This window comes from Porticoccaceae bacterium LTM1 (assembly GCA_030252795.1).
In the GTDB taxonomy this organism is placed as follows: domain Bacteria; phylum Pseudomonadota; class Gammaproteobacteria; order Pseudomonadales; family Porticoccaceae; genus SCSIO-12696.
In genome coordinates, this window is sequence record CP127080.1 from 1,250,753 (window position 1) to 1,277,606 (window position 26,854).

At 49.9% G+C, this 26,854-nt stretch carries 20 protein-coding genes and 1 tRNA gene; 12 read left to right on the forward strand and 9 right to left on the reverse strand.

What is annotated here, in order from left to right:
* Positions 1-13 precede the first annotated feature (13 nt).
* Positions 14-1,234 (forward strand): TlpA disulfide reductase family protein, encoded by a 1,221-nt coding sequence (locus QP938_05405; GenBank protein ID WIO75346.1) that lies wholly within the window; start codon positions 14-16, stop codon positions 1,232-1,234.
* A 1,537-nt stretch (positions 1,235-2,771) separates the two neighbouring features.
* Here QP938_05405 and QP938_05410 read toward each other — a convergent pair.
* Positions 2,772-2,848, reverse strand: a tRNA-Arg gene (locus QP938_05410).
* A gap of 139 nt (positions 2,849-2,987) precedes the next feature.
* Positions 2,988-3,470, reverse strand: a complete 483-nt coding sequence (locus tag QP938_05415) for an Lrp/AsnC ligand binding domain-containing protein (protein WIO75347.1) — start codon at positions 3,468-3,470, stop codon at positions 2,988-2,990.
* 194 nt (positions 3,471-3,664) lie between these two features.
* Between QP938_05415 and ald the strand changes: the two genes are divergently transcribed.
* Together ald and QP938_05425 are read left to right on the forward strand one after the other, a co-directional pair.
* Positions 3,665-4,783: an alanine dehydrogenase gene (ald, locus tag QP938_05420; protein WIO75348.1), complete on the forward strand. Its 1,119-nt coding sequence runs from the start codon at positions 3,665-3,667 to the stop codon at positions 4,781-4,783.
* Between the two features lie 144 nt (positions 4,784-4,927).
* Complete coding sequence (locus QP938_05425; GenBank protein WIO75349.1) at positions 4,928-5,470, forward strand: flavodoxin; 543 nt, start codon at positions 4,928-4,930, stop codon at positions 5,468-5,470.
* 315 nt (positions 5,471-5,785) lie between these two features.
* On the opposite strand, the gene cmoB is transcribed toward QP938_05425, so the two are convergent.
* The 4 genes from cmoB to QP938_05445 all read right to left on the reverse strand — a co-directional run bounded on the left by cmoB (position 5,786) and on the right by QP938_05445 (position 11,286).
* Positions 5,786-6,772, reverse strand: a complete 987-nt coding sequence (gene cmoB / locus QP938_05430; protein WIO75350.1) for a tRNA 5-methoxyuridine(34)/uridine 5-oxyacetic acid(34) synthase CmoB — start codon at positions 6,770-6,772, stop codon at positions 5,786-5,788.
* A gap of 112 nt (positions 6,773-6,884) precedes the next feature.
* Positions 6,885-7,619, reverse strand: a complete 735-nt coding sequence (gene cmoA, locus QP938_05435) for a carboxy-S-adenosyl-L-methionine synthase CmoA (protein WIO75351.1) — start codon at positions 7,617-7,619, stop codon at positions 6,885-6,887.
* Positions 7,620-7,724: 105 nt separating this feature from the next.
* Positions 7,725-8,123: a thioesterase family protein gene (locus QP938_05440; GenBank protein ID WIO75352.1), complete on the reverse strand. Its 399-nt coding sequence runs from the start codon at positions 8,121-8,123 to the stop codon at positions 7,725-7,727.
* A 253-nt stretch (positions 8,124-8,376) separates the two neighbouring features.
* Positions 8,377-11,286: an insulinase family protein gene (locus QP938_05445; protein ID WIO75353.1), complete on the reverse strand. Its 2,910-nt coding sequence runs from the start codon at positions 11,284-11,286 to the stop codon at positions 8,377-8,379.
* An 854-nt stretch (positions 11,287-12,140) separates the two neighbouring features.
* On the opposite strand from QP938_05445, the gene QP938_05450 reads away from it, so the two are divergent.
* From QP938_05450 to QP938_05480, 7 genes are all read left to right on the forward strand, one after another.
* Positions 12,141-13,898: an acetolactate synthase 3 large subunit gene (locus QP938_05450; protein WIO75354.1), complete on the forward strand. Its 1,758-nt coding sequence runs from the start codon at positions 12,141-12,143 to the stop codon at positions 13,896-13,898.
* On the forward strand, positions 13,898-14,371 hold the full coding sequence (ilvN, locus tag QP938_05455) for an acetolactate synthase small subunit (protein ID WIO75355.1): 474 nt from the start codon (positions 13,898-13,900) through the stop codon (positions 14,369-14,371). The genes QP938_05450 and ilvN overlap by 1 nt, the downstream gene beginning before the upstream one ends.
* A 174-nt stretch (positions 14,372-14,545) precedes the next feature.
* A complete protein-coding gene (locus tag QP938_05460; GenBank protein WIO75356.1) occupies positions 14,546-15,115 on the forward strand; it encodes an RNA polymerase sigma factor in 570 nt (189 codons plus the stop codon).
* A 36-nt stretch (positions 15,116-15,151) separates the two neighbouring features.
* Positions 15,152-16,216: a FecR domain-containing protein gene (locus QP938_05465; GenBank protein ID WIO75357.1), complete on the forward strand. Its 1,065-nt coding sequence runs from the start codon at positions 15,152-15,154 to the stop codon at positions 16,214-16,216.
* A 105-nt stretch (positions 16,217-16,321) separates the two neighbouring features.
* Entirely contained in the window at positions 16,322-19,330 is a 3,009-nt protein-coding gene (locus QP938_05470) for a TonB-dependent receptor (GenBank protein ID WIO75358.1), read from the forward strand.
* Positions 19,331-19,576: 246 nt separating this feature from the next.
* Positions 19,577-19,957 carry a protein-disulfide reductase DsbD family protein gene (locus QP938_05475; GenBank protein WIO75623.1) on the forward strand — a complete coding sequence of 127 codons (381 nt, stop codon included), beginning with the start codon at positions 19,577-19,579 and terminating at the stop codon, positions 19,955-19,957.
* Between the two features lie 31 nt (positions 19,958-19,988).
* Positions 19,989-21,509, forward strand: a complete 1,521-nt coding sequence (locus tag QP938_05480) for a hypothetical protein (protein ID WIO75359.1) — start codon at positions 19,989-19,991, stop codon at positions 21,507-21,509.
* 274 nt (positions 21,510-21,783) lie between these two features.
* Here the strand turns inward: QP938_05480 and ilvY are convergent, their stop codons facing one another.
* On the reverse strand, positions 21,784-22,665 hold the full coding sequence (ilvY, locus tag QP938_05485; GenBank protein WIO75360.1) for an HTH-type transcriptional activator IlvY: 882 nt from the start codon (positions 22,663-22,665) through the stop codon (positions 21,784-21,786).
* Between the two features lie 257 nt (positions 22,666-22,922).
* On the opposite strand from ilvY, the gene ilvC reads away from it, so the two are divergent.
* Both ilvC and ilvD read left to right on the forward strand, forming a co-directional pair.
* Positions 22,923-23,939, forward strand: coding sequence for a ketol-acid reductoisomerase (gene ilvC, locus QP938_05490; GenBank protein WIO75361.1), 1,017 nt, complete (start codon positions 22,923-22,925; stop codon positions 23,937-23,939).
* A 253-nt stretch (positions 23,940-24,192) separates the two neighbouring features.
* Positions 24,193-26,040 (forward strand): dihydroxy-acid dehydratase, encoded by a 1,848-nt coding sequence (gene ilvD, locus QP938_05495; protein WIO75362.1) that lies wholly within the window; start codon positions 24,193-24,195, stop codon positions 26,038-26,040.
* 303 nt (positions 26,041-26,343) lie between these two features.
* Here ilvD and QP938_05500 read toward each other — a convergent pair whose 3' ends face one another.
* Positions 26,344-26,598: a Txe/YoeB family addiction module toxin gene (locus QP938_05500; protein ID WIO75363.1), complete on the reverse strand. Its 255-nt coding sequence runs from the start codon at positions 26,596-26,598 to the stop codon at positions 26,344-26,346.
* Positions 26,595-26,846: a type II toxin-antitoxin system prevent-host-death family antitoxin gene (locus QP938_05505; GenBank protein ID WIO75364.1), complete on the reverse strand. Its 252-nt coding sequence runs from the start codon at positions 26,844-26,846 to the stop codon at positions 26,595-26,597. The genes QP938_05500 and QP938_05505 overlap by 4 nt, the downstream gene beginning before the upstream one ends.
* Positions 26,847-26,854: the final 8 nt, after the last annotated feature.

Here is a 26,854-nt window from a genome sequence, read left to right on the forward strand (position 1 = left end):
GGAGTGGAGTGTTTTGAAAAAGTCAGTCGTTACGGCAGTGGCAATATTGATGGGACTTCTGGTCGCCATCGTTGGTTGTGCTGTGCAGAACCCTAACGCCTATGTTCTTACCGGTGATTTCTCTGAAATGTATGTCGGTGGAGAGGTGGTTATTTTTAGCGGATATAAAGATGATCAGCCAGTGGTGGTTGCTTCAGCGGAGTTGGCAGATGGTAAGTTCCGTGTAGAAGGGGAAGTGGATCAGGCTCAGCGAGTTTTTGTTTATGTAAAGAACGGCGTTGGTCCTAATGGTGAAAAGTGGGCTCCGATTAAGGGGCAGCAATTTATCCTGGAGCCAGGTGATGTCCATGTCACTTACACAACCAGAGATCACACCTCTGCCACTGGTCACTACAACGACATTGTGATGGGTTCCTGGAAAAACAGTGAGACCTATAACAAGGCAATGGATGAATTTCAGGCTGCCCTGAAGGCTTCCAGTGATAAAACACTCTCCGAGGAAGAGCTTAAGGCAGTGAGTCAGGCAATTGGTGAGGGCCAGATGGCAACCATCAATCTTGAAAATGAGGGATTGAAAGAAGTTGCCCTGAATCACAATGACCCGATGGCGAGCCTGCTGGCAATCCAGATGCTGCGCTATGGTGGTGGGTCTTGGGTATTGGAGAAAATGTATGAACTCGCAAAGGTATATCCCGAGAATGAGTGGCTTTCTGAATCCATTGCCAGTGCAGAAGCTCGCAAACTGAAGACAGATAAGGCAAGCGCCATTGCGGTAGGTACCAGTATTCTGGATTTCGAGGGTGAGAGTCTGAATGGTGAGACACTCAAATTGATCGACGTCCGTAAAAAGAATAAATACGTTCTGGTGGAATTCTGGGCTTCCTGGTGCGGTCCTTGCCGTGAAGAAATTCCACACATGAAAAAAGCCTATGAAAAATTCCATGGAAAAGGTTTTGAAATTTTTGCGTTTTCACTGGATGACGATCGTGATGCCTGGGCACAGGCTTCAGAAGAAGAGCAGCTTTCGTGGGTAAATACCAGCGACCTCGTAGGCTGGGACAGTCCTGTTGCCGAACTGTACGGTGTTGCAGGTGTACCGGCAAACTATTTGGTTGAAGCAGCGACTGGCAAGATTGTTGCCAAAAATCTGCGTGGCTATGCGCTGGATGAGAAGTTGGCGGAGCTGCTGGAAGAGAAAGTGCAAATGGCGCCAGCAATGATGATGTCGATGTAGTTTTAAAAGCGGTAAGGTGAGTGCGAGAACCGTGGCACAGTTGTGTCACGGTTTTTTTATGGGTTTTTGTAGGGTGCGCCGTGCGCACCGTTCTGCATTTGGTGCGCACGGCGCACCCTACATCTTTTAATATTTTCTTGCTTCGTTATCCCCGCTCAGGCGGGAACCCATAAATACCGAGAATTTTTCACGATGGATCCCCGCCTGCGCGGGGATGACGAGCATAATTTGTCATCCTGAGCGTAGCGAAGGATCCCTGTATTTATGTAGGGTGCGCCGTGCGCACCTTTTGCATGTGGTGCGCATGGCGCACCCTACATCTTTTAATATTTCTTTACTCGTTATCCCTGCTCAGGCGGGAACCCACAATCACCGAGAATTTTTCACGATGGATCCCCGCCTGCGCGGGGATTACGAGTATATTTTGTCATCCTGAGCGTAGCGAAGGATCCCTGTATTTATGTAGGGTGCGCCGTGCGCACCTTTTGCATGTGGTGCGCATGGCGCACCCTACATCTTTTAATATTTCTTTACTCGTTATCCCTGCTCAGGCGGGAACCCACAATCACCGAGAATTTTTCACGATGGATCCCCGCCTGCGCGGGGATGACGAGCATAATTTGTCATCCTGAGCGTAGCGAAGGATCCCTGTATTTATGTAGGGTGCGCCGTGCGCACCTTTTGCATGTGGTGCGCATGGCGCACCCTACATTTTTTAATATTTCCTTGCTTCGTTATCCCTGCTCAGGCGGGAACCCACAATTACCGAGAATTTTTCACGATGGATCCCCGCCTGCGCGGGGATGACGAGCATAATTTGTCATCCTGAGCGTAGCGAAGGATCCCTGTATTTATGTAGGGTGCGCCATGCGCACCTTTTGCATGTGGTGCGCATGGCGCACCCTACATCTTTTAATATTTTCTTTTTTAGTCATCCCAAGCGCAGGCGGGAGCCCACAATTACCGAGAATTTTTCACGATGGATTCCCGCCTGCGCGGGGATGACGAGCATAATTTGTCATCCTGAGCGTAGCGAAGGATCCCTGTATTTATGTAGGGTGCGCCGTGCGCACCTTTTGCATGTGGTGCGCATGGCGCACCCTACATCTTTTAATATTTTCTTGCTTCGTTATCCCCGCTCAGGCGGGAACCCATAAATACCGAGAATTTTTCACGATGGATCCCCGCCTGCGCGGGGATGACGAGCATAATTTGTCATCCTGAGCGTAGCGAAGGATCTGTTGTTGTTGTCGTGTTTATATCGGAAGGGTTGATCAAAAATACTATGGGATTTTCTGGCCTTGCGGGCTTCGTCTGACGCATAAAAAAAACCGGTCATTTCTGACCGGGTTTTGTATATGGCGCATCCGGGAGGATTAACTCAAAACAGCCTGTGGGCTGTTTTGCCCCCTATGGGGCTGCGCAGCCGTTGGCTGCTTGGTTCAAATTCCTTTCGGAATTTGTCGAACCTGGGGAGGTTCTCACCTCCACTCCTGCGCATAAAAAAACCCGGTCATTTCTGACCGGGTTTTGTATATGGCGCATCCGGGAGGATTCGAACCTCCGACCGCTCGGTTCGTAGCCGAGTACTCTATCCAGCTGAGCTACGGATGCGTCGTTGAGGTCGCGTACTATAGGGATGCGACCTGTATGAGTCAACCCTGTTTTGATAAAAAAATGAAAAAAATCTTCCTATGAATCAAGTTGTTGAAGTTTTATACAGTTTTGGGGGGTGAAGAGGTTTTTGGGCTCTTCAGGGTTTTTGCACCGGGATCTCCAGGGTCTCTTTAAGCTGTTCCATTACCACGTAACTGGTAGACTCCTGCACCCCCGGAAGTTGTAACAAGGTTTCCCCAAGAAACTTACGATATGCTGACATGTCGGCGACGCGAGCTTTGATCAGGTAGTCGAAATTGCCGGTAACCAGATAGCACTCCTGAACCTCAGGCAATGAAACGGCAGCTTCACGGAATGCTTCAAACTTTTCCTGAGAGGTACGTTGCAGGCGGATCTGAACAAATACCACCAGTGCTGCGTCCAGGAACTCGGGATTGATCAGGGCGGTATAGCCGTTGATGACACCTTCCTTCTCAAGTCGCTTGATTCTATCTATACAGGGAGTGACAGAGAGGCCTACATGCTTAGAGAGCTCGGTGTAGCTCATTCGGCCGTCTTTTTGTAACAATTTCAGTATGTTACGGTCTATTTTGCTGAGTTCTTTGGCGCGCTTCTGCATAAAATTTCTTGAATAATTTGTTTAAACAGGAAAATTTTCGGATAAAGTCGGTAATTAATCAAACAATTTTGTGGCCAATCCATATAATGGCCACCATCTGAAGAACTGCCTGAGCTGTAGTCAGGCAAAGTCCAGACAACCATATATAGAACGATATATATAAGTCCCAATATCCAGGATTCAGGAGCTATCTCATGCTGATTGGTGTACCAAAGGAAATCAAAAACCACGAATACCGCATCGGTTTGACCCCGGACTCTGTTAAAGAGCTGATCCGCAATGGTCACCAGGTAATGGTAGAAAACAACGGTGGCGCTGCCATCGGTTTTGACAATGACCAGTACGAAGCTGCTGGCGCCGAGATCGTTGCTACTCCGCAAGAGATCTTCGAACGTGCCGAGATGATCGTTAAGGTTAAAGAGCCGCAGCCGAACGAGTGTGAAATGCTGCGCGAAGGTCAGGTTCTGTTCACTTACCTGCACTTGGCTCCGGATCTGCGTCAGACTGAGCTGCTGGTTAAGTCTGGTGCTACCTGTATTGCTTACGAAACCGTTACCGACAACGCTGGCACTCTGCCGCTGTTGGCGCCGATGTCAGAAGTAGCTGGCCGTATGTCTATCCAGGCTGGTGCTCACCACCTAGAAAAAGCACAGGGTGGCCAAGGTGTACTGCTGGGTGGTGTACCTGGCGTTGCTCCGGCTAAAGTACTGGTTATTGGTGGTGGTGTGGTTGGTGCCAACGCGGCAACCATGGCTCTGGGTATGGGTGCAGACGTTACTATTCTGGACCGTTCTGTTCCGCGTCTGCGTGAACTGGACAAAGAGTTCGAAGGTAAGGTTAAGTGCGTTTACTCTACCGCTGCTGCTATTGAGCAATACGCTCTGGAAGCAGACCTGGTAGTTGGTGCTGTTCTGATCCCGGGTGCTGCTGCCCCGCGTCTGCTGACCCGCGACCAGATTTCTCGCATGAAAGACGGCGCTGTTGTGGTTGACGTTGCTATCGACCAGGGCGGTTGCTTCGAAACTTCCAAGGCAACTACTCACCAGGATCCAACCTACGTGGTTGACGGTGTAGTTCACTACTGTGTGGCTAACATGCCAGGTGGTGTTGCCCGTACTTCTACCATGGCACTGAACAACGTAACCCTGCCTTACGCCATCTCTCTGGCTAACATGGGTGCCAAGGCTGCCATGCTGAAAGACGTGCACCTGCTGAACGGCCTGAACGTTCACAAAGGCATGATCACTTACGATGCAGTTGCTACTGCACACGGCATGGAGTTTGTTGCTCCGGCTGAGGCACTGGAGAAGTAATAACACTTCTTTATAGCTCTTTTAAAACGCCAGTCTCGAAAGGGGCTGGCGTTTTTATTTGTGGGTAGCAATATCGGCGGTTGCACCTGCTTGGGCGAACTGGGAAAATTCCCTCCTTTATAACGAATATCAGGATCGCAGCACGTGGAAAAGATTGGCCTGTTCTTTGGCAGTGACGAGGGGAATACCGAAGGTGTGGCGCAGCGAATTGCTGCCAGGCTCGGTGAAGATGTGGTAGATATTCACGACATTGGTGAAGTAACCCAGCTGGAGTTCCTCGACTACGACAAGCTGATTCTGGGCATACCAACCTGGGACTTTGGCCAGATTCAGTCTGACTGGGAAGATTTTTGGGGCGATCTGGAAGAGATCGACTTTTCAGGTAAAACCGTGGCCTTTGTCGGGCTGGGTGACCAGTTTGGCTACGGCGACTTTTTCCTGGATGCCATGGGTATGTTGCACGATGTGGTCATCAAGAGTTGTGACAAGGTGGTAGGGCACTGGCCTACCGAGGGTTATGAATTTGAAGCTTCCAAGGCTGAAATTCCCGGTGAAGCTAAATTTGTAGGCCTTGCACTGGATGAAGACCAGCAGGAAGAGTTGACTGCTGACCGCCTCAACCGCTGGTGCCAGCAGGTGCATGAGGAGTTTGGTTTGACCACGCCGGTTGTGGTTCTGGACGACTGATTTTTCTGTCATTCTTCGCGAAGCGAAGGGTCTCTGGATTGATGCTACTACGAGATTCTTCGCTTTGCTCAGAATGACAATGACGATGCACCTACATGCATAGTGTCATCCTGAACGGAGTGAAGGACCTGAGGACTTATGTGCATCGGGATTGTCGCCTTTGGCGCCCAGCGCTAATCTCGTACTTCGATCTAGTTTGAGATTCTTCGCTTTGCTCAGAATGACAAAAAATAATACTCAGAATGACAAAAAATAATACTCAGAATGACAAAAAATAATACTCAGAATGACAAAAAATAATGCTCAGAATGTCAGTTAAGGCGCTTCTGCTACAAACACCGCTCTAACTGGAGCTGGATGTCCTTCTACTGTTTTGCTGTCATCATTCGGGTCAAGAAAATCCGGCAGCGATTCAAAGGTCATCCACTCGGTAGCGCGCTGCTCATCAAGAGTGGTTTTACATTCATCCACCACGCGTGGGTTTTTAAACCCGCACTTGCGCATCCAGCTCAGCATGGTCGCGGAAGAGGGCAGATACCAGACATTTGGCATTTTCGCGTAACGTCCTTCCGGTACCAGCACATAGCCTTCCGGCCCTTCGACAATCAGGGTTTCCAGAACCAGTTCTCCGCCTTGGCGCAAACAGTCTTTCAATTCGCGCAGGTGATCCATTGGTGAGCGTCGATGGTAGAAAACTCCCATGGAGAATACCGTGTCAAAGGCGCGCAGATTTGCCGGTACCTGTTCAATACCCACCGGTAAAACATCACAGGCCAGCTCTTTATTCTGAGCTTTATTGATAAAGTGCTTCATGGTGTAGAACTGGTGTACAAAGCGTGGAGATGGGTCGATGCCAATTACGCGATGTGCACCTTCGCCCATCATGCGCAGGCAGTGATAGCCGTTACCACAGCCTACATCCAGTATCAGGCGATTGGTTAAAGGCGACAGGTGAGGCAATACGCGATCCCATTTCCAGTCGCTGCGCCATTCGGTATCGATATGAATACCAAACAGGTCGAATGGCCCCTTACGCCAGGGGTGCAAACCTTTGAGTATTTCGCTTAGCTGTTCGCGAGTGCTTTCGTCACAATCTTCCGCTGTGCCAATAGCAACTTTATCCAGCAGTTCCACTTGGCTGGGTGTTAAATCCGGTAACTGTTTTAACACCGCTTGCCAATCCGGCAGGTCGCCCCAGCGAGCTTCACTTAATCCCTGTTCTATTTGCTCGGGAAGAAGTTCGGCCCAGCGTTTCAGTTTACTTTTGGCGATGGCGTTAATGAGTGGAGAAAAATTGATCATTTATTTAATCTAGGTTATTCGTCATTGCGAGGGAGCAAAGCGACCGCGGCAATCCAGTGACTTACGCAAAAGACGCTGGATCGCTTCACTGTGTTCGCGATGACAAAAAGGGTTACTTAATCGCAATCATCGAGGCAAAATTAAAACACTGGAACCACACATCAACACTGGAAAAACCGACCTTTTTCAATCGATCACGATGATTTTGCAGTGTTTCCGGAATCAATACATTTTCCAGCGCAGTACGCTTTTGGCTTACTTCCAGGTCACTGTAGCCATTGGCTTTTTTGAAGGCGTGGTGCAAATCAATCATCAGCTCATCGTGGGGTTCGTCGTCGAATACCACTTTTTCTGACAGCACCAGAACACCGCCTGGCTTTAAGCCGTCGCAGATATTTTTCAATATCATCTTGCGATCGCTCAACGGAATAAATTGCAACGTGAAATTCAGTACCACCATAGAGGCATTGGAGATGTCGATGTCCTGAATGTTACCCAGGGTTAATTCCACCGGAATAGTGCTGCTATCGGCATTAATAATGGCCTGACTGCGATCCAGCATGGCCTGGGAATTATCAACGGCAATAATTTTGCAGTCCGGGTGCTTGATATGGTGACGCATTGCCAGTGTGGCGGCACCCAGCGAGCTACCGAGGTCGAAACATTGGGTGCCGGGTTGCACGTAGCGTTCTGCCAGGGTTCCGATCATTCCGATAATGGATTCATACCCAGGCACAGAACGTTTGATCATGTCGGGAAATACAGCAGCTACACGATCGTCAAATTTAAATCCGGCGATTTCAGCCAGCGGGCTGGCAAATACTTTGTCGGTAGTTAAGTCGCTCATGGTGTCTGTCTTGGTTAATTGTCATCCTGAAATCGTGTAGCGATTGAAGGATCTCATGTTGAGGAAGCGGAGATTCTTCGCCGACGGCTCAGGATGACAGTAAATTCAATTTGGTTCTATCAGCATCTCGGCCAAACGCTCGCGTACTTCACTTGGCAGAGGCTTGGAGCACTGTTCCTGATAATCAAAATAGACCATTACGGTTTTCGCGCAGGCTGCCAGAATATCGTTCTGCCAGGCCTCCTGGTATACAACCACGGAGCTGTTACCGATTTTTTCCAGTCCGGTCCTGATAATGACATCATTTCCAAGATGAATTTGCGCTTTCAAATCCAGCTCAATGCGCGCCAGAATCAGTGGCCAATCATGCGTGGTCATCGCCGGGTGTACGCGGCGAAAAAAGCCATCTCGACCCGTTTCGAACCAGACGGGCAGGGTGGTATTGCTGATATGACCCAAGATGTCTGTTTCAGAAAATCTTGGTGTGATAATGGTTGTGTCCATCATGCCTCTATATTGCTTATAACAGATAACTTGTCATTCTCGCGCAGGCGGGAATCCATGTGATTTGGTGTATCTATTCACAATGGATCCCCGCCTGCGCGGGGATGACGACCTTAACAAGCTTCTTGATTCTGTCATCCTGAGCGCAGCGAAGGATCTCATAGTCAGAGGTTTTGAGATCCTTCGCTGCGCTCAGGATGACAGTTTCCGTAACCTGTATGAAGCGAAGCGCAATGCGGGATGACTCAATTAACTACAGCGCAATTCGCTCCAGCTTCAACTCATCCAGCTTCGCCGCTTTATCGGGATTGGTGATAATCGCAATGCTGGCTTTATCTTCGGTCAGATACGTTTTTGCCACGCGCTTGAGATCATCGATGGTTACTTCCAGCACCCTGTTGCGGAATTTCTCGCGTTTTTCACGAGTGCGACCATAAAGCTCAGCGTGATAAGTCTGCTTGGCCTCGCCGGCAGGGGAGCCAGGTTTATCGATACTTGATATAACGCCCAGTACTGCTTCTTCCAGTCGGCTCTCTTCGTGCGCTTCAGTGTGCAGCCACTCAAGAGCGGCATCGAAATCTGCCAAGGTACCTTCAATGCGCGGGTCGCGGTAAGAGAAGAAACGGAAGGCACCAATGTGGTTGTCCTGGCCGGCACCGCCGCCATAGGCGCCGCCCTGCTCGCGAATGGTACGGTGCAGATAACCGTTGCGCAGGAATCCACCCAACACGGTCAGTGCGGCAGAATCCGGGTGATCCATTGGTACAGTCGGATAGGCCTTGGCGCAGAAATTCACCTGGGTACTGGTGGTCCAGCACTGATGGCGCTTCTCGTTGACTGGCAGGCGGGAGAAGTTATCGAAACTGTCTGCAGAGTTACTGCCGGCGATTTTAGCGAAGGATTGCTGGTAATCGGCCAGTTTGTCTTCGTCTGCGACCAGCAATAACTTGCGAGGTGCGGCGAGAACTTTCTGGTGAATACCTTTGAGTTTTTCAGACAGCTTTTCCAGTTCGGCTTTATCCTTGATAGCGTTATCCAGTTGTTTGATCAGCTGAATACCTTTCAAGCCACCCCAGCGGTGAGCAAGTAGTGCGCCGGGACCTACGCCGCTTGCCGCTGCCGTCATAGCCAGTTGGTGGCCGCTACCGGTAACGCCCATTTCACGACGGGCGCGGCTTTGGGAGACCAGCTCGCGAATACGCGACAGCTCATCAAAGCGTACGTTGTTCAGGGTGTCGTGCATCAGTTCGGTCATTGCTTGCTGGTTGCTACCAAGGCCTTTGGCGCTCAAGGTCAGGTAGCCACTCAGTTGTTGCACATTGTCCGGGGTGCTGCGGGCAGTGGCGTATGCATTGATGGCTCCGCACAGTTGTGACTGGCGCATCTGGTTTTGCAGATAGTCCAGTTCGCCGCAACCCAGTTCAGTCAGGCAGTTGGCGTACACCGGCAACAGATCCAGCTCGTCGTCGCTCAGGTTCGGCAGTGGCATGATAATTTGCTGGTAGACCAAACCATTGGTGCCAGCCGCGTAGCTGGTTTGCAGGTCATTCTTTTCGGTGGCGGCAATGTAAGCCATTTCGTGAGGAATATCTTCACGTCCCACTTTCGGCAGAATGGATTCGTCATCTTTCTGCTGTTGGCGAGCGGTGAGAGCAGCAGCGCGTTCAACGATACGCTGTTTATCTTCGTCGCTCAGCTCATTTTTAATTGCTGCAAGGCGTGTTGCCTCGGCTGCGTCTTTAAGCTCTGCCAGCTGCTGGTCAGGGCGCATGGTCAGGCGCACGCGGTGGCGGTTTTCAAGCAGCAGATCGCGCGCCAGGCCTTTGATAAATTCCGGATCCTTGATGTTGTCACGCAATTTGTTCAAAACCGGGTCCAGATTGAGCAGGGCAATCGGGTCGCCGCGGTGAGTTGCGCTGGTCAGCGAAGTCAGAATCAACTGCAGGCCGTAAGGGTAGCTGTCACCGCCAATTTCGCGCTGCTGTAATTCCAGCTGGTGCAGGGAGGCGGAGACTTGATCGTAGGGCACGCCGTTTTCGCTGACGTCTTTCATTACATCGAGAATCATTTGCTCGACGGCGTCGGCGTTTTCGACTTCGCTGCCTTCCAGGCCGCAGACAAAACAGAGCTCGTATTGGGAATCATCCAGCCCGCACAGCGGTGATGGCGCAGTGCCAAGCTCGCTGGTTTCCAGGGCTTTTTGCAGTGGTGACGCACTGTTGTCCAGCAGCACGCTGCACAGCAGGTGTGCTTTCATACTCGCTTCAAGGTCGGTTGCCTTGCCCAGCAGCCAGCCCATCACGATATGGGTTTTGTTGTCGGTGCTGCCTTCTTCGGTCAGGGCGTAGGCTTCTTCAACGCGAACCGGTGACAGGTAGCGTTTTTCATCCGGTACGGAAATATACTCGTCCAGCTTTTCAAAACGGTTCAGTGCCTGATCTTCAAACTTCTGCTGATGCTCTACCGCCGGAATATCACCAAAGGTCATAAAGATGGCGTTGGACGGGTGGTAGTGGGTTTTGTAAAAGTCCCGCAGCTGTTGGTACGTCAGGTCGGGAATACACTCCGGCTCACCGCCACTGTTGTAGTGGTAGGTGGTGGTGGGGTAGAGGTACTTGCACATGGCCTGCCAGAGAGTAGAAGGCACCGAACTCATTGCACCTTTCATTTCGTTAAATACCACACCTTTGTACACCAGCGGTGACTCAGGGTTGGTCGGCTCTTCAAACTCCACGCGGTGGCCTTCCTGGGCAAAATCCAGTTCGTCCAGGCGGGAGAAAAATACCGCATCCAGATATACATCCAGCAGGTTGTTGAAGTCTTTCTTGTTCTGGCTGGCGAACGGGTAAGCGGTCCAGTCGGAACTGGTGAAGGCGTTCATAAAGGTATTCAGGGAGCGGCGAATCATCATAAAGAACGGATCGCGCACCGGGTATTTTTCACTACCGCATAGAGCGGTGTGCTCAAGAATATGGGCGACGCCGGTAGAATCTTTGGGCACTGTGCGCAGGGCTACCAGAAAAACATTCTCTTTCTTGTCGCTGGAAAGGTGAATGTGTTGGGCGCCGGTTTTTATATGGCGATACTCTTCAACAGTCAGGTTTAGTGATTCAACGGGCTCACTGCGGATAAATTCGAAAGCAGGGTGTGACTGTTGACTCATAAAGCGGTGTCCTTAGTTTTTCCGGAATTTCTTGATAGTTAATTCGCCATTCTACCTGATATACGTCTTCCACCCCATAGGTTGGCGTACCGTCATTGCGAGCCGTGAAGCGGAGAAGCAATCCAGTGACACAGGGTGCGCAACGCACACTGGGGCAAGGGGCTGTCATCCTGAACGTATTGAAGGATCCCGGTGTTTCTTGGTGATATGTAACCGTTGGGCCCGCTCCATTCGCAGCCTGACAGGCCGCTCCTCATAATACCCACAAATCGTCGCAACCTGTCAGGCTGCGCATGGAGCTACTTGGGTTCGGCCAACCATCTTTCTTTCCTGTCGTCCTTCGTTACACTCAGGGTGGCATGGCTAAAATGAGCATAAATAAGTCCAAAATAGACGTTACATTTATTGCCAGTTCACCTAACATATTTTCTGTTTTAGCAGATTGACAGGAAGGGTAAGAGGCGAAAAGCGTTGATTTTGCTGGTGATGCGTCAGGTGGCACACTGTGTTGCGAATATCGCCGGACAATACGGGTTGACCCTTTTTCATTCAATCCGTAAATTGTCCTGACTAATAGCCAATAGCAAGCAATATTTTTATGTTCCAAAACGCTCTTAACGTCGTTGTCCTTCTTGTCGTGGTGCTTCTAAAGTGTCCGCGGGGGACTTCTGTTATCTGAGCTTAGGCTAAATAGAGATTTCAAAAACCCCGCTCCCAACAGGATCGGGGTTTTTTTATGGGTGTTAGAAGCTGTTTCATAACGCAACGAAAGCAGTAGTTATGAAACAGCTTCTAGCAAGAGTGCTTTACTGAAAGTAAATCAGAAGGCACAAAAAACAAAAGAGGGTGACAAAGTGGAACGCTTATCTGGCGGTGAGATTATTACCCGGGCTCTGAGAGACTCAGGTGTAAAACAGGTATGGGGGTATCCCGGTGGGGCAGCCCTTCATATTTACGATGCCCTCTTTCAGCAGCAGGATATAGAACATATTCTGGTACGTCATGAGCAGGCAGCTGTTCACGCCGCAGATGGTTTTGCCAGGGCAACGGGTGAAGTGGGTACCGTTCTGGTGACCTCAGGCCCGGGGGCAACCAATACCATTACTGGTATTGCTACTGCCTATATGGATTCAATTCCCCTGGTGATTATTTCTGCGCAAGTAGTGCAGGAAAAGATTGGCGAAGACGCGTTTCAGGAAACCGATATGATCGGTGTCTCCCGACCGGTGGTAAAACACAGCTTTCTGGTAAAGCGTCCAGAGGATCTGGCGGCAACTATTGCCAAGGCTTACCACATTGCCAAAAGTGGCAGGCCCGGACCGGTTGTTGTGGACGTGCCCAAAGACGTAACCCGCCCGGATTATAAAATCAGCTACGAATACCCCAACGAGGTGAATATTCGTTCCTATCAGCCTCGCGATAAAGGCCACCCTCGCCAGATCAAAAAGGCAATGGCGCTGATCGCTTCAGCGAAAAAGCCCATTATTTACGCAGGTGGTGGTGTGGTTCTTTCAGAGGCCCATAAAGAGCTGACTGAACTGGCGCATCTGGTGAAGTGCCCGGTAACCCTGACTCTGATGGGGTTGGGGGCATTCCCCGGTAATGATCCCCAATTCCTGGGGATGCTCGGTATGCACGGTACGGTAGAGGCCAACATGGCCATGCACGAGGCGGACCTGATTCTGGCAGTTGGCGCCCGTTTTGATGACCGGGTAACCAATGGTTGTGACAAGTTCTGCCCCAATGCGCGCATTATTCATATCGATATTGATCCGACGTCAATTTCCAAAACCATTGATGCCGATGTTCCCATCGTGGGCGACTGCAAACTGGTTCTGGAAGAAATTGTTAACCGTGTGAAAATCGACCTGGATGAATCCAATACCGAAGGTCGCAAGCTGGATCAAAAAGCCATTGATGCCTGGTGGCAACAAATTAATCAGTGGCGGGAAAAATACGGTATTTACCATGAGTCCCGTTACCTGCCCAGCGAAAGTGAATCCATCAAACCGCAGGATGTAATCAAGGCGCTCAGCAAAGTAACCAGCGGTGATGCCTATGTCTGTTCCGATGTTGGCCAGCACCAGATGTTTACCGCCCAATATTACCTGTTCAATCAGCCGCGCCGTTGGATCAACTCCGGTGGGCTCGGCACCATGGGCTTTGGTTTGCCGTCGTCCATGGGGGTGAAAATGGCGTATCCCGATCAGGATGTGGCCGTGGTAACAGGCGAGGGCAGTATCCAGATGTGTATCCAGGAGCTGTCCACCTGTACCCAATACAATCTGCCGGTAAAAATTATCAACCTCAACAACCAGGCATTGGGAATGGTGAAGCAGTGGCAAGACATGCAATACGCCGGTCGCCATTCCAGCAGTACTTACGAAAACTCACTGCCAGACTTTTGCAAACTGGCCGAAGCATACGGTCATGTGGGAATTCGAATCACCCGATTTGAAGATCTGGAAGCAGGGCTGCGAGAAGCCTTTGCCATGAAAGATCGCCTGGTATTTGTCGATATTCAGGTGGACCGCAACGAACACGTTTACCCCATGCAGATCGCTGGCGGTGCCATGTGCGATATGAAAATCAGTAAAACGGAGAGAATCTGATGCGCCGAATCCTTTCATTGACTATGGAAAATGAGCCTGGCGCACTGTCTCGCATTGTGGGGCTGTTTTCCCAGCGCTGGTATAACATCGACAGTATGACGGTAGCGGCAACCGATGACCCGACCCTGTCCAAGCTGACCATCACCACACACGGTGACGATAAAGTGATTGAGCAGATCACCAAGCAGCTGAACAAACTGGTAGATGTTTTAAAGGTGGTGGATCTCACTGAGAGCAAACACATTGAGCGGGAGTTGATGCTCATAAAAGTGAACGCCGTAGGCTCCAGACGTGATGAAGTTGCGCGCTGTGTCGAAATCTTCCGTGGCCAGATTGTGGATGTGTCACCCACCAGTTACACCGTGCAGATCAGCGGCGATACCGCAAAAGTGGAAGCCTTTATTGCCGCAATGAGTGAGCTGGGAATTATTGATATGTCTCGTTCGGGAGTTGTGGGAATTCAGAGGGGCTAAGTTGTCATCCTGAGCGTAGCGAAGGATCTCGTAATAACATCAAACCAGAGATCCTTCACCCGCTTCGCGAGTTCAGGATGACAGACCTGATTTTTGCACTTCAATTCGCCATCTCCCATCTCCCATCTCCCATCTCCCACTTTTTTACTCTCAAAAGGTGGCAAGAATCGCCAAATGCCACTCTATACTAGTGATACGTATTATTCCGGGTGGTACTGGTTGATTGTGAAACCTTCTCCAAAGTCGCTAATTGGTAGGCTTTTCGCCGAACATCGCGGCCGTTTGCAGCAGTATTTGCGTAGACGGTTGTCTAACGATGCTGATGCCCAGGAGCTGGCACAGGAGGCCTACTTGCGCCTATTGAGAGTAAAAAAGGTGGATTTGATCCGGCATCCTGAGGCCTATCTTTATCGAATTGCTCGAAATCTGGTCCATGAGCTCTATAGCGGCCCACCGAGAATTGACGGAAAAGCCTTCGACGAATTTGCAGAAGAGGAAGAGTCTGTACTCCAGGTGCCATCCCCCGAAGAGCAAACCGATAAAGTACGCCGTCTGGAACGTATAGAAAAGCTGCTGGGTGATCTCAAGCCCAAATGCCGGGCAGTGTTGATTCTGTACTGGCGTGACGGGTTAACCCAACAGGAAATTGCTGAAGAGCTGGGAATTTCCCGGTCCATGGCACAAAAGTATATGGCGCAAGGACTGGCTTATTGCCAGAAGCAGTTGGATGACATCAATGATTGACAATAGAACAGGATTTCTAGGTGCAGGAGTTCAGAGATGAATACAAGCACAGAAAAGCGTAAGCAACATCGTTCCATAGATGAGGCAGCAGAATGGTTGGTTCTGCTGCAGGATGATGATGTTTGCACTGAAACCAAAGAAGCATTTGCCGAGTGGCTGCTAAGCTCCCGGAATCATGTCCGGGATTATTTGAAACTCGCCATGCTGAGTGAAGATATCGCCTCTTTGGATGCCTCCATTCTGTCAGCAGAAGAGCTTAAAGCGGTATTGGCTGAGAAAGCTGAAGTGGCCGACATTGTTAAATTGTTTGATAGACCAGCATCAATACCAGCGACCAGTCAAAATGGCAAAGTAAATTCCAAAAAGCAAAAAGCATGGTCGTCAGGTTATAAGTTGTTTGCGGCTGCTGCAGCAATGGTGATGGCTGTAGGGGTTGGACTGTTTTGGCCGGCAGCTGATCCGGTGATAATTTACCAGACAGCTTTAGGTGAACAGTCGTCAATGGCCCTTGATGATGGATCACTGCTGGTAATGAATACCCAGACCGAAATTCAGGTGGATATGGATCAAGAACATCGTAATCTTTACCTGAACTCGGGAGAGGCATTTTTCGATGTGGCTAAAGACCCGACCCGGGCATTTCGCGTGATAGTCGACGGGGCTGTTATTGAAGCGCTTGGAACATCCTTCAATGTCAGGCATTTTTCAAACTATACCGAGGCAACCTTGCTCGAAGGTGCTATCTCGGTAAGTGCCAAGCCTGGAGTTGAGCCGATCATAGTTGGCATTTCAGAACGAGTCCGGATAAATCATGAGACGGGATCTGTCGATGTTTCATTGGTGTCTCCAGATGCCATTCTTGCCTGGCAGAACAGAAAGCTGATTTTTGATGGCGAGTTACTGAGTGATGCCATCAGTGAGTTCAATCGCTATAACAAAAGGAAGGTAACTATTCTGGATGCAGTATTGGCCTCCAAAAAAGTCAGTGGTGTGTTTAATGCGGATGACCCTGAGTCTTTTACTTTGTTTTTAGAGGCGGCTGGTATTGCAAGAGTCAATGTAAGCGCGTCTGGTATTGTTCTTACGTCAGTTAAGAAATAGTGAAATTATTTTCTGAAATAGGTGGCAAAAATTTTGAAAACCCACTCTTGTTTATTGAGATTAATGATCTCAATTGATAATCGATAAATATGAGGGGTCAGGTATATGAAATTGTTTTACAAAAGATCTGCTTTAACGTTGGCGATTCTGGCGTCAAGTGCCAATTTGGCAGCCATGGCTGATGATGACAGGCAAGTTAATTTCAGTGTTAAAGCTCAACCTTTGGTTTCAGCAATAAAAGAATTTTCCAAGCAGTCCGGTATCCAGATTGGGTATGATTCCGATCTGTCAGTTGGGTTGAGTTCTCTCGGTGTTAATGATTCCATCAGTATAGAAAAAGGGCTTGAGAGCCTCCTTAAAGGAACCGGCCTTACTTATGAGTTTATAAATGATGCAACTGTAATCCTGAAAACAGTTGTAAATCCTGATGAAAATGACGAAGGGGAAAGGCAACCAAAAGTAGTAGAAGAGGTTGTAGTTACCGGATCAAGAATTCGCAGCAATGCTCAACCCACTTCTTACCTGAAAGTGGTTCACCGGGAAGATTTTGAAAAGCTGGGCTTGGCGAGTGCGGAGGATATCGTACGCTACTTGCCCCAGAACTTTTCCGCCGTAAACTCTGGCACTACAAGTACTGGTCAGGGAAACAATACGACTCCTATTGGAACTCTCGGACAATCTGCGGCCAACCTTCGTGGGTTGGGAAGCAGTGCAACATTGGTGCTGGTGAATGGTCGCCGTATTGCCGGTTCTCCTAACTATGAGGGCGACGGCACAATCAACCTTTCAACGATTCCCTCTGCGGCCATTGAACGTGTTGAAATCCTTCTGGAGGGTGCATCTGCTATATACGGTTCTGACGCGCTGGGTGGTGTAATCAACTTTATCCTGCGCAAGAACTGGACGGGTTCAGAAACCACAGTTCGCTATGAAAACAGTGCTCACGATGGTGATATCCGCTCGATTAATCAGGTGTTGGGTACAACCTGGGAGACTGGTAATGCGACACTGACTCTTGGTTATAAAGAGAGTGATTCGGTAAATGGCCACAAAGCGGGTTACAACTCTTCTGACTACTCATCGAAAGGTGGTAGTGATTTTAGAACCTATCCTATTAGTCCAACCTCTGGTCGTCCCGCCTATTATTTGCCTTCCCGAAACGGATATGCTGTTTTTTTAGGTGCGCTGCCTCAAGGTTATACTGGTTCCGATTGGACGATAGATGATTTGAGTTTTGATAATCTCGATGTCTACGACAGCGTTGCCGTTAGGGGTGTCAATGGCACCTCAATCAGTAAAGACAAAACGGTAACGCTAAACTTCGAGCAAGAATTGGCAGGTACTTTTGTTGCTTTTGGTGACTTTCTATACAGCGATAAAACAAATAAAACCACTAGTAATATCAAGGCAACACCTTTTTTTGGTCCAGAAATGGGCGCAGATAATCCGCACAATAATCTCGGAATCCCTGTCACGGTAGACTATCTGTTTGGCGATGAACCTCTGCCGGCCATGGATAACCATGTAGATCTAGATCGTTTTAACGCCAATTTGGGTGTGAGATTTGACCTGTCTGATAGTTGGCGAATGTCAGTGGTTGCATCCTATGGTACCGAGCGGAATCGTTCCTACTCGACCGAGCTGGGTGGCGCAGCATACCTGTCTGCACTGGCTGGATTTCAGGTGGATGAAGAAGGTGAGCTGATATTGGATGGCAGTGGAGACCCAATACCTGTACCAGCAATTAACTATTTTACTGGTGAACATGATGAAGGGTTGGATTGGAGCAGTTTTGTAGTTCCGAGATTTTCAAATGGCGAAACTACCAGTAAGAATGAGTCTCTTGAATTCAGTGCCGATGGTGATTTGTTCTCTATCGCCGGGGGCGAAGTAAAACTAGCAGTAGGTGGGCAACTGCGTACCGAGTCTTACGACTTGAGTGATAACGGATTTGCCAAATTAGTGAACAACCTTGATGGTGTAGATCCACTTTTGGAGCGTGATGTACAGGCAGCATTTTTTGAAGCCAGTATCCCTGCCATCAGTGAGCAAAATTCTTTACCGGGTATCCAGGCACTGGTCTTTACTGTGGCAGGGCGCTGGGAAGAGTACACCATGGAACACCAGTTCAATGGACCGGACTCACCCAAAGAAGAAAAGGTATTTAACGAATTCAGTCCTAAAATCGGCTTTATGTGGCAACCCATAGATGAAGTGCGTGTCCGAGCCAGCTGGGCCGAATCGTTCCGGGCACCTTCGCTACTTGCTTTGGCGGAGCCGCCCACATTTTGGGGAAATTTCGAATACGAAGATATTGATCACCCGGACTTTCCCGGGGAAACAGTTACTTACAATGTGGATCAATATCGTGCCGGTAACCCCAATCTTTTGCCTGAGACCGCAACCACAATATCTGCGGGCGTTGAGTGGATGCCGACGTTTCTTGAGGGTTTGACGATTTCGGCTACCTATACCGAAATTGACTGGGAAGACAAGATCGAAACCCTTCGCTACAGCGATGTTCGCCTTGCATCCAATACTGAGCTTTATCCCGATATTTATATTAGGGGCGAAGACGGTTACCTCGTGGAACTGTATCAGCGCGCAGTCAATCTCTCGCAAAGTACAACCGAAGTGGTCGATCTCAATACGCGGTACGATTTCGATACCAACCTTGGTGCGTTCTATGTTGGTTTGGCAGCGGTTTATACGCTGGATGCCAGCAATACTATTTTGGAAGGAGAAGCCCCAACTGAATTGGTAGCAACAGATTTTGGCCCTGATGAACTGGTATTGCGTGCCGAGATGGGTTGGAACGCAGGGGGCTTCGGTCTCAATCTGCTGGCCAGTTATTCCAGCAGTTATGACTATACAGACTTTGGTCGTAGAGAGCTGACAGGTCAACCTTTTGATCCTGTAGAACACTATTCAACCATTGATCTGACAGGTTTCTACAATGCGGATAATAATTGGCAAATAAAAGCAGGTGTTCGAAACCTGTTTAACAATCAGTATCCTTTCGTAAATAGCTTTCGATCACCTTATGACCCCCAGCGGGTAGATACTCGTGGACGTATCATTTACATGGATGTCAGAAAATCATTTGATTTCTGATGATGTTGTCAAACCTGTGCTAAACCAGCCGAGGGCGGGGATTTCCTGTCCTCGGTTGTAAAGTTGAGTTGAAAGTGAGTTGTAAGTGAGTTTCGCGAGGTAATTATCTTGAAGCAGTTGATGAGTCTCCTGGTTGGTTTGTGCTTTTTATATGGCCCTGGGCTGTCAGCGAGTGACTTGCCTGACCATCTGAAAAATCTGTCTGTTGCTGGACCCACAGAGAGGGATCCTGTAACTGTGGCAGCTATGGTATGGCCAAAAGAGGCCAGTCCTGGTGATGAAATCACGGTTGCGCTCAAGGTTCGTATTAAACCCGGTTGGCGAATTTATCGATATGTTCCTGCATCAGAGCCGTACATAACCGCCAATTGGAAGTTGGAGTTGAGTGACAATCTTGAAAAGCTGGGGGAGTGGGAAAAGCCGGCGCCAGAAGCCTACCCGGAAAACCCCGAAATTTATATTTACCAGGGTGAACAAGTCTTTACGCACAAGATAAAAGTGCTAAAAGCAGGCAGTGGTGATCAAACCGTTAAAGCGACTATCAGCTATCAGACATGCAACCGGGATATTTGCTTGAGGCCACAGGAAAAAAGTAAAACGATGAAAGTCGTTATCAGCGGTAGTTAACAACTGATGTTTAGTGAGGGAAATGATCGGTATGAAAACAATGAATAGTAAATTAGTGCGAATAGTAAAGGGGCTGTTGGTTCTGGTCGCAGCCACATTGTTAATGGCTTGTGGTAAGCAAGTGGAAGCACAGTCAATTGAGAAGTCTGATTTAAGTATTTTGTACGTTGGACCGGATCCATCCAAGCCACTATCTGATCGAGACAGGCAATTCTCGGTAGACCCGGATCGCTCCGAAAAACTGCAGCAGAAACGAGCGGCCGATTTCAAAAGTTTGCTGAGTCAATACTTCTCGAATGTTGAGGTTGTTTATAGTGACAACTACAAAGAGAACATGTCTGCTAAATACGATGTGACCATTTTTGATGCGCTTCCACCAAAGTTATCCGGTGGCAGGGTTGTTGACCCTGAAACAGGCGAGGAAACCTACGAACGGCGTCAGTATTTATCAGAAGAGTACAACCACGCCACTGTTATGATTGCCGAACCATCGGCATTTATCGGTGAGGGTCGACAATTAAAGATTGATCATTTGTGTCTTTGCCTGGATGCCCATGCGCATGGCATGAAGCTGAATCATCCGATTTTCCATACACCCTATAAAGTTGATATCACCTACGAAGAGCGAAAAACCCCCGGCAATTATGTTGCTCGTTATGGTGGGCGAGACCTGGGTGAAACTATGCCAATGTGGCGTATGCAGACGGAAGGGTTTGATGACGGCAAGGGCTTTCCTATCGGGCTTGTGTCCACAGGTTATGGCTTTGGTAACGGCATCGATTCTGAATGGATCTCCAGCGGAGCTTGCCAGAAGGGTGTTGAGGCAACCGCCATTGGTCGACATGCCAACTTTTTTCACTGGGGCTTTGTGGCAGCACCGGAGTATATGACCGAGAGCGCCAAGCTGGCATTTATCAACGCCATTCACTATATCGCGCCTTATAAAGGTGCCAGACAGGTAACGCGCAAGATTAAGGGTGTCCAGTTGAAACCTTACTTGAGGGAGCAAGAGTGGACTGTTTCTGACCGGGGTTCAGCCCAGTGGCTTGCTTACCTTGAGAAGGGGCGTCAAAAATCCCTGAAAGAGCGCAAAGAGATGCAGGCGAAAAAAGATGCTGGCGAAGCGCTAACCGAACTTGAAAAAATGAAGCTGGGCTTCCCGGAGCAAAAGCAAGAGACACGCGCCTGGACAATTCGCCATGAACCGGAGACCCTAAAAGAAAAGTTTGGAGAGGACTGGTCCGCGTATGAGCGTTATTACGCAGAAAACCTCGATTATTTTTATCCAGTAGCCGGTGAATGGTACAAAGTGGCGGTAGATGAAGATGCCAAGTCTTTGGAAATTCCTAACAACGATATCAAGTTGCTGGACACTGCAGTTGCAATGGTAGCTGAAGGTAATCGCAAAGATATGGCCATGGGCATACTGACTCGATACACCAACGAATCCTTCAAGACCGCAAAAGAGTGGGAGAATTGGTTGAAGGCCAATCGCGATCAGCTCTACTTTTCAGAAGGGGATGGATACAAATTTGTTGTTGTTCCCAAGTAGTAGAATTGCTTTACCTCGCAAGTTGTCATCCTGAGCGTAGCGAAGGATCTCGGTTTTTGTTTTGAGATCCTTCACCCGCTTCGCGGACTCAGGATGACAGTGTCGGGATGGCAGGGCTCGCCAGCTGTCATCCTGAGCGTAGCGAAGGATCTCGTTTGTAGCTTCAACTTGTCGCTTTTGGTGCATAGCGGGCCGAAGGCGACAATCTCGGCCTCAATCAACAACGAGATCCTTCACCTGCTTCGCAGATTCAGGATGACAGAAATTGGGATAACTATTTTTCCACCAGCAGCGACCAAAACGCCGCAACCAGCGGATTCTTTAATTTCTTTTCCAACACACACAGCCCAACATCATAAGGCTCAAGCCCCGGCTCAATATCCAGCACCCGAACCCGATCTGCAATCGGGCTATGATCCAACACAATCTTCGGCACCACACCCACGCCAAAGCCCAAACTCACCATGCTAACAATCGCCTCGTTGCCACTGACCTGAGCATAAATTTTTGGCTTGATTTCCTGATCATGAAACCAGCTGTCGATATGTTTTCTCGATACACCACCTTCGGGAAAAATGACCGGAATCTTTTGCCAATTAATAAATTTGTCGGTGATCTGATCACTGAAGTCACAATTTTCGGCAGGAGCAATAAACAGTAAAGGGGTGTTCACGATGGGTTTAAAGGCCAGGCCGCGCGGCAGCCGATCCGGGCGGGCGGCGATGGTTATATCTTCTTCCCCGGCGGTAATTCTGGAAATGGCGTTCTCAGGGTCACCGGTATGCAACTTCAGATCAATGCCCGGGTACGCCTTTCGAAAATCCGCCAACAGGTTGTAGAGAATGCTGTAACTGGCCGTTACCGAGCAGTACATGCTGATCTCACCGCTGAGGTTGTCGCTGTTCTCAATCAAATCTGTTTTGATCAGATCCCACTGCTCAATGGCATCGCGTGCGTATTGCTGAAACTTTTCCCCTTCCTGGGTGAGCTCAACCGTACGATTGTCGCGGGTAAACAACTCCACGTTCAGCTCTTCTTCCAGCTGCTTAATGCTACGGGACAGGGCAGAAGGGCTGATATGACAACTTTCACTGGCGCGACCAAAGTGCAGGCAATCAGCCAGAGTGAGAAAGTGTTTTAGTGTACGTGTATCCATGTGATTGCACCGTAACTCAGGTAGTTTCGTCATTCCCGTGAAAGCGGGAATCCAGTGGTTTGCTTCTTCAAAAATATGGATTCCCGCTTTCGCGGGAATGACGGAATGAGGAATTGAGGCAACTATAGCTTATGTTGTGGAAAATGGCACATAACATTGCATTTATATCATTTTACGCAACGCCAGACTTCGACTATGGTTACTGCCATCCGGCGTTACCGCCCAAATCAGACAACCCTTTAACCAGGTAAAAGACCATGCAACTGTACTACGACAAAGACTGCGACCTCTCCATCATCCAGGGCAAAAAAGTATCCATCATTGGCTACGGCTCACAAGGCCACGCCCATGCCTGCAACCTGAAAGACTCCGGCGTTGACGTTACAGTTGGCCTGCGCGCTGGCTCCTCTACCCGTCAAAAAGCAGAAGCCCACGGCCTCAAAGTTGCTGACGTTGCCGATGCGGTAGCTGCCGCGGATCTGGTAATGATTCTGACCCCGGACGAGTTCCAGGGCCAGCTGTACAAAAACGAAATCGAACCAAACCTGAAGCAGGGCGCTACTCTGGCGTTTGCTCACGGTTTTGCTATCCACTACAACCAGATTGAGCCGCGCAAGGATTTGGACGTGATCATGATCGCCCCGAAAGCACCGGGTCACACTGTACGTTCCGAGTTTGTGAAAGGCGGTGGTATTCCTGACCTGGTTGCCGTATTCCAGGATGCTTCCGGCAACGCCAAGCAAGTAGCCCTGTCTTACGCCATGGGTGTTGGCGGTGGCCGCACCGGTATTATCGAAACCACCTTCAAGGACGAGACCGAAACCGACCTGTTCGGTGAGCAGGCTGTACTGTGTGGCGGCGCTGTTGAACTGGTGAAAATGGGCTTCGAAACACTGACCGAAGCGGGTTATGCGCCGGAAATGGCTTACTTTGAGTGTCTGCACGAACTGAAACTGATCGTAGACCTGATGTACGAGGGCGGCATTGCCAACATGAACTACTCCATCTCCAACAACGCCGAGTATGGTGAGTACGTGACTGGTCCACGCGTGATCAACGAAGAGTCTCGCAAAGCCATGCGCGAAGCACTGAAAGATATTCAGAACGGCGAATACGCCAAGAAGTTTATCCTGGAAGGTGCCTCCAACTATCCGTCCATGACCGCGTACCGCCGCAACAACGCTGCACACCCGATCGAGCAGGTGGGTGAGAAGCTGCGCGCGATGATGCCTTGGATTACTGACAACAAGATTGTTGATAAGAGCAAGAACTAAGAAACTATTGGTCGCACGTCGCACGTCGCACGTCGCACGTCGCACGTCGCACGTCGCACGTCGCAGCCAAGCTGTCATCCCCGCGCAGGCGGGGATCCATCTTGTTAAATTCACATGGATCCCCGCTTGCGCGGGGATGACGAATTAACATCAGAGGCAGCCGCCTTTAGCGTGCGACGTGCGACGTCAGACGTGCGACCCTATAATCAAAACTGAAGCCCTACACTGGCACCAAACCCATTCGGAGTACCCCATGCCCAAACTAAGATCCGCCACCACCACCGAAGGCCGCAATATGGCCGGTGCCCGAGCACTGTGGCGCGCAACCGGTATGAAAGACGGCGACTTTGGCAAACCGATTATCGCCATCTGTAACTCCTACACCCAGTTTGTGCCGGGCCATGTTCACCTCAAGGACCTGGGCGACCTGGTGGCTGAACAGATCGAAGCCGCCGGTGGTGTTGCCAAAGAGTTCAATACCATTGCCGTGGATGACGGCATTGCCATGGGGCATGGCGGAATGCTTTACAGCCTGCCATCCCGCGACCTGATTGCCGATTCCGCCGAATACATGGTCAATGCCCACTGTGCCGATGCCATGGTGTGTATCTCCAACTGCGACAAAATCACCCCGGGAATGCTGATGGCCGCCATGCGCCTCAATATCCCGGTAGTGTTCGTGTCCGGTGGCCCGATGGAAGCCGGTAAAACCAGATTGGCCGAAGCCAAGATTGACCTGGTGGATGCCATGGTGGCTGCTGTTAAAGATGATGTCAGCGACGAAGAGAGCGAAGCTATCGAGCGCAGCGCCTGCCCGACCTGTGGTTCCTGCTCCGGAATGTTTACCGCCAACTCCATGAACTGCCTGACCGAAGCGCTCGGGCTGTCACAGCCCGGCAATGGCAGCATGTTGGCTACCCACGCCGATCGCGCCGAACTGTTCCGCAGTGCCGGTCGTCGAATCGTCGAACTCTGTGAACGTTACTATCGCGATGATGACGAGAGTGTATTGCCGCGTAATATTGCCAATAAAACTGCTTTCGAGAACGCGATGGTGTTGGATATCGCCATGGGTGGCTCGTCGAATACCGTATTGCACCTGTTGGCCGCAGCCCAGGAGGCCGGGGTGGATTTCACCATGGCGGATATCGATGCCTTGTCTCGCAAAGTGCCGCACCTGAGTAAAGTGTCCCCGGCAACGCCGCTCTACCATATGGAGGACGTCCATCGTGCTGGTGGCATTATGGCGTTGATGGGTGAGCTGGATCGCGCTGGCCTGATCGATACCTCAGTTGGCCATATTGCCGGTTCAAGCCTGGCGCATGTCATCGACCACTGGGATATCAAAAGCCCCAATTGCCCTGAACATATCAAAGAGTTCTTCCGCGCCGGTCCGGCAGGGATTCGCACTACCAAAGCATTCAGTCAGGATTGCCGCTTCGATACCCTGGATGATGACCGCGAGAATGGTTGCATCCGTTCCATCGACAACGCCTACAGCCCGGAAGGTGGCTTGGCGGTATTGTTTGGTAATATCGCCGAAGACGGCTGCATCGTAAAAACCGCTGGTGTGGAAAAGACCTGTTACCAGTTCACCGGTAACGCGCGTATTTTTGAAAGTCAGGAAAGCGCTGTTGAGGCAATTCTTGCTGATCAGATCAAACCTGGTGATGTAGTAGTTATTCGCTACGAAGGCCCCAAAGGCGGACCTGGTATGCAGGAAATGCTGTATCCCACCACCTATCTTAAATCCAAAGGTCTGGGCACCAGTTGCGCACTGATTACCGATGGCCGTTTTTCAGGCGGTACCTCTGGCCTGTCCATCGGGCACGTGTCCCCGGAGGCTGCATCCGGCGGTACTATCGGTCTGGTGGAAGAGGGCGACAAAATCGAAATCGATATTCCTGCCCGTCGTATCGAGCTGAAAGTGTCAGACGACGAACTGGCCAAACGCCGCGAAGCCATGAACGCCCGCGGCAAACAAGCCTGGAAACCCGTCGACCGCCAACGCACCGTATCCGTAGCCCTAAAAAGCTACGCCATGCACGCCACCAGCGCCGACCGCGGAGCGGTCAGAGACTTGAGTTTGTTTGACGAGTAGTCAAGCACTCTCATTCTGAACTTTGCCTCACTGTCATTCTGAACTTTGCCTCACTGTCATTCTGAACGAAGTGAAGAATCCCGTGGTTGATTGAACCTAGAGATCCTTCGCTGCGCTCAGGATGACACGATTGATGTTTTGCTTCTTTGTCATTCTGAGGAGCAAGGCGACGAAGAATCTCATAGTTAGAAAGCAAACCAAAACCCGTCATTGCGAGCCGCAAAGCGGCGAAGCAAACCAGCGTCTTCCACGCCTGAACCTATCCAACCGTAGGGTGCGCCATGAGCACCAAAAGAAAAAAGCTCAATAGTGATACCTAACCTGAGCAATCAAAATCGACTCCCCCTGAGCTTTATAAACAATGCGATGCTCATCATTGACCCGCCTCGACCAGTACCCCGAAAGCGCATGCTTTAAAGACTCGGGCTTGCCAATACCATCAAAAGGATCTCGTTGAATGGCCTTAATCAGCAAATTGATACGCTGCAAAACCTTCTTGTCCGTTTTTTGCCAATGCAAATAGTCGTCCCATGCATTCCCTGCAAAAACTATTTTCATTCAAGCAACTCCCTCTCTTCGCCAGCACCTGATTCCAGCTCTGCAATTGCCTGTACCAAAAGTTGCGCGTTCTTTGGGCTCCGCAATAAATAAGCGGTCTCTTCCAGTGCTTGATAATCCTCCATAGAGATCATCACTACAGCGCCTTCACCTTTACGAGTAATCGCAATAGGGGCGTGGTCCTCGCAAACCTTGGCCATAGTCTTGGCAAGATTGCCTCGGGCAGCGGAATAACTAATGCTTTCCATAATCAAAA

Excerpts from the sequence above, each read along its gene's own strand:
- cmoB (WIO75350.1), bottom strand. The coding sequence starts at position 6,772 with ATGATCAATTTTTCTCCACTCATTAACGCCATCGCCAAAAGTAAACTG.
- ilvD (WIO75362.1), top strand. The coding sequence starts at position 24,193 with ATGCCCAAACTAAGATCCGCCACCACCACCGAAGGCCGCAATATGGCC.
- QP938_05505 (WIO75364.1), bottom strand. The coding sequence starts at position 26,846 with ATGGAAAGCATTAGTTATTCCGCTGCCCGAGGCAATCTTGCCAAGACT.
- QP938_05480 (WIO75359.1), top strand. The coding sequence starts at position 19,989 with ATGAAAACAATGAATAGTAAATTAGTGCGAATAGTAAAGGGGCTGTTG.
- ilvC (WIO75361.1), top strand. The coding sequence starts at position 22,923 with ATGCAACTGTACTACGACAAAGACTGCGACCTCTCCATCATCCAGGGC.
- QP938_05445 (WIO75353.1), bottom strand. The coding sequence starts at position 11,286 with ATGAGTCAACAGTCACACCCTGCTTTCGAATTTATCCGCAGTGAGCCC.
- QP938_05460 (WIO75356.1), top strand. The coding sequence starts at position 14,546 with ATGCCACTCTATACTAGTGATACGTATTATTCCGGGTGGTACTGGTTG.
- QP938_05465 (WIO75357.1), top strand. The coding sequence starts at position 15,152 with ATGAATACAAGCACAGAAAAGCGTAAGCAACATCGTTCCATAGATGAG.
- QP938_05415 (WIO75347.1), bottom strand. The coding sequence starts at position 3,470 with ATGCAGAAGCGCGCCAAAGAACTCAGCAAAATAGACCGTAACATACTG.
- QP938_05475 (WIO75623.1), top strand. The coding sequence starts at position 19,577 with ATGGTATGGCCAAAAGAGGCCAGTCCTGGTGATGAAATCACGGTTGCG.
- ald (WIO75348.1), top strand. The coding sequence starts at position 3,665 with ATGCTGATTGGTGTACCAAAGGAAATCAAAAACCACGAATACCGCATC.
- ilvN (WIO75355.1), top strand. The coding sequence starts at position 13,898 with ATGCGCCGAATCCTTTCATTGACTATGGAAAATGAGCCTGGCGCACTG.
- QP938_05440 (WIO75352.1), bottom strand. The coding sequence starts at position 8,123 with ATGGACACAACCATTATCACACCAAGATTTTCTGAAACAGACATCTTG.
- QP938_05500 (WIO75363.1), bottom strand. The coding sequence starts at position 26,598 with ATGAAAATAGTTTTTGCAGGGAATGCATGGGACGACTATTTGCATTGG.
- cmoA (WIO75351.1), bottom strand. The coding sequence starts at position 7,619 with ATGAGCGACTTAACTACCGACAAAGTATTTGCCAGCCCGCTGGCTGAA.
- QP938_05470 (WIO75358.1), top strand. The coding sequence starts at position 16,322 with ATGAAATTGTTTTACAAAAGATCTGCTTTAACGTTGGCGATTCTGGCG.
- ilvY (WIO75360.1), bottom strand. The coding sequence starts at position 22,665 with ATGGATACACGTACACTAAAACACTTTCTCACTCTGGCTGATTGCCTG.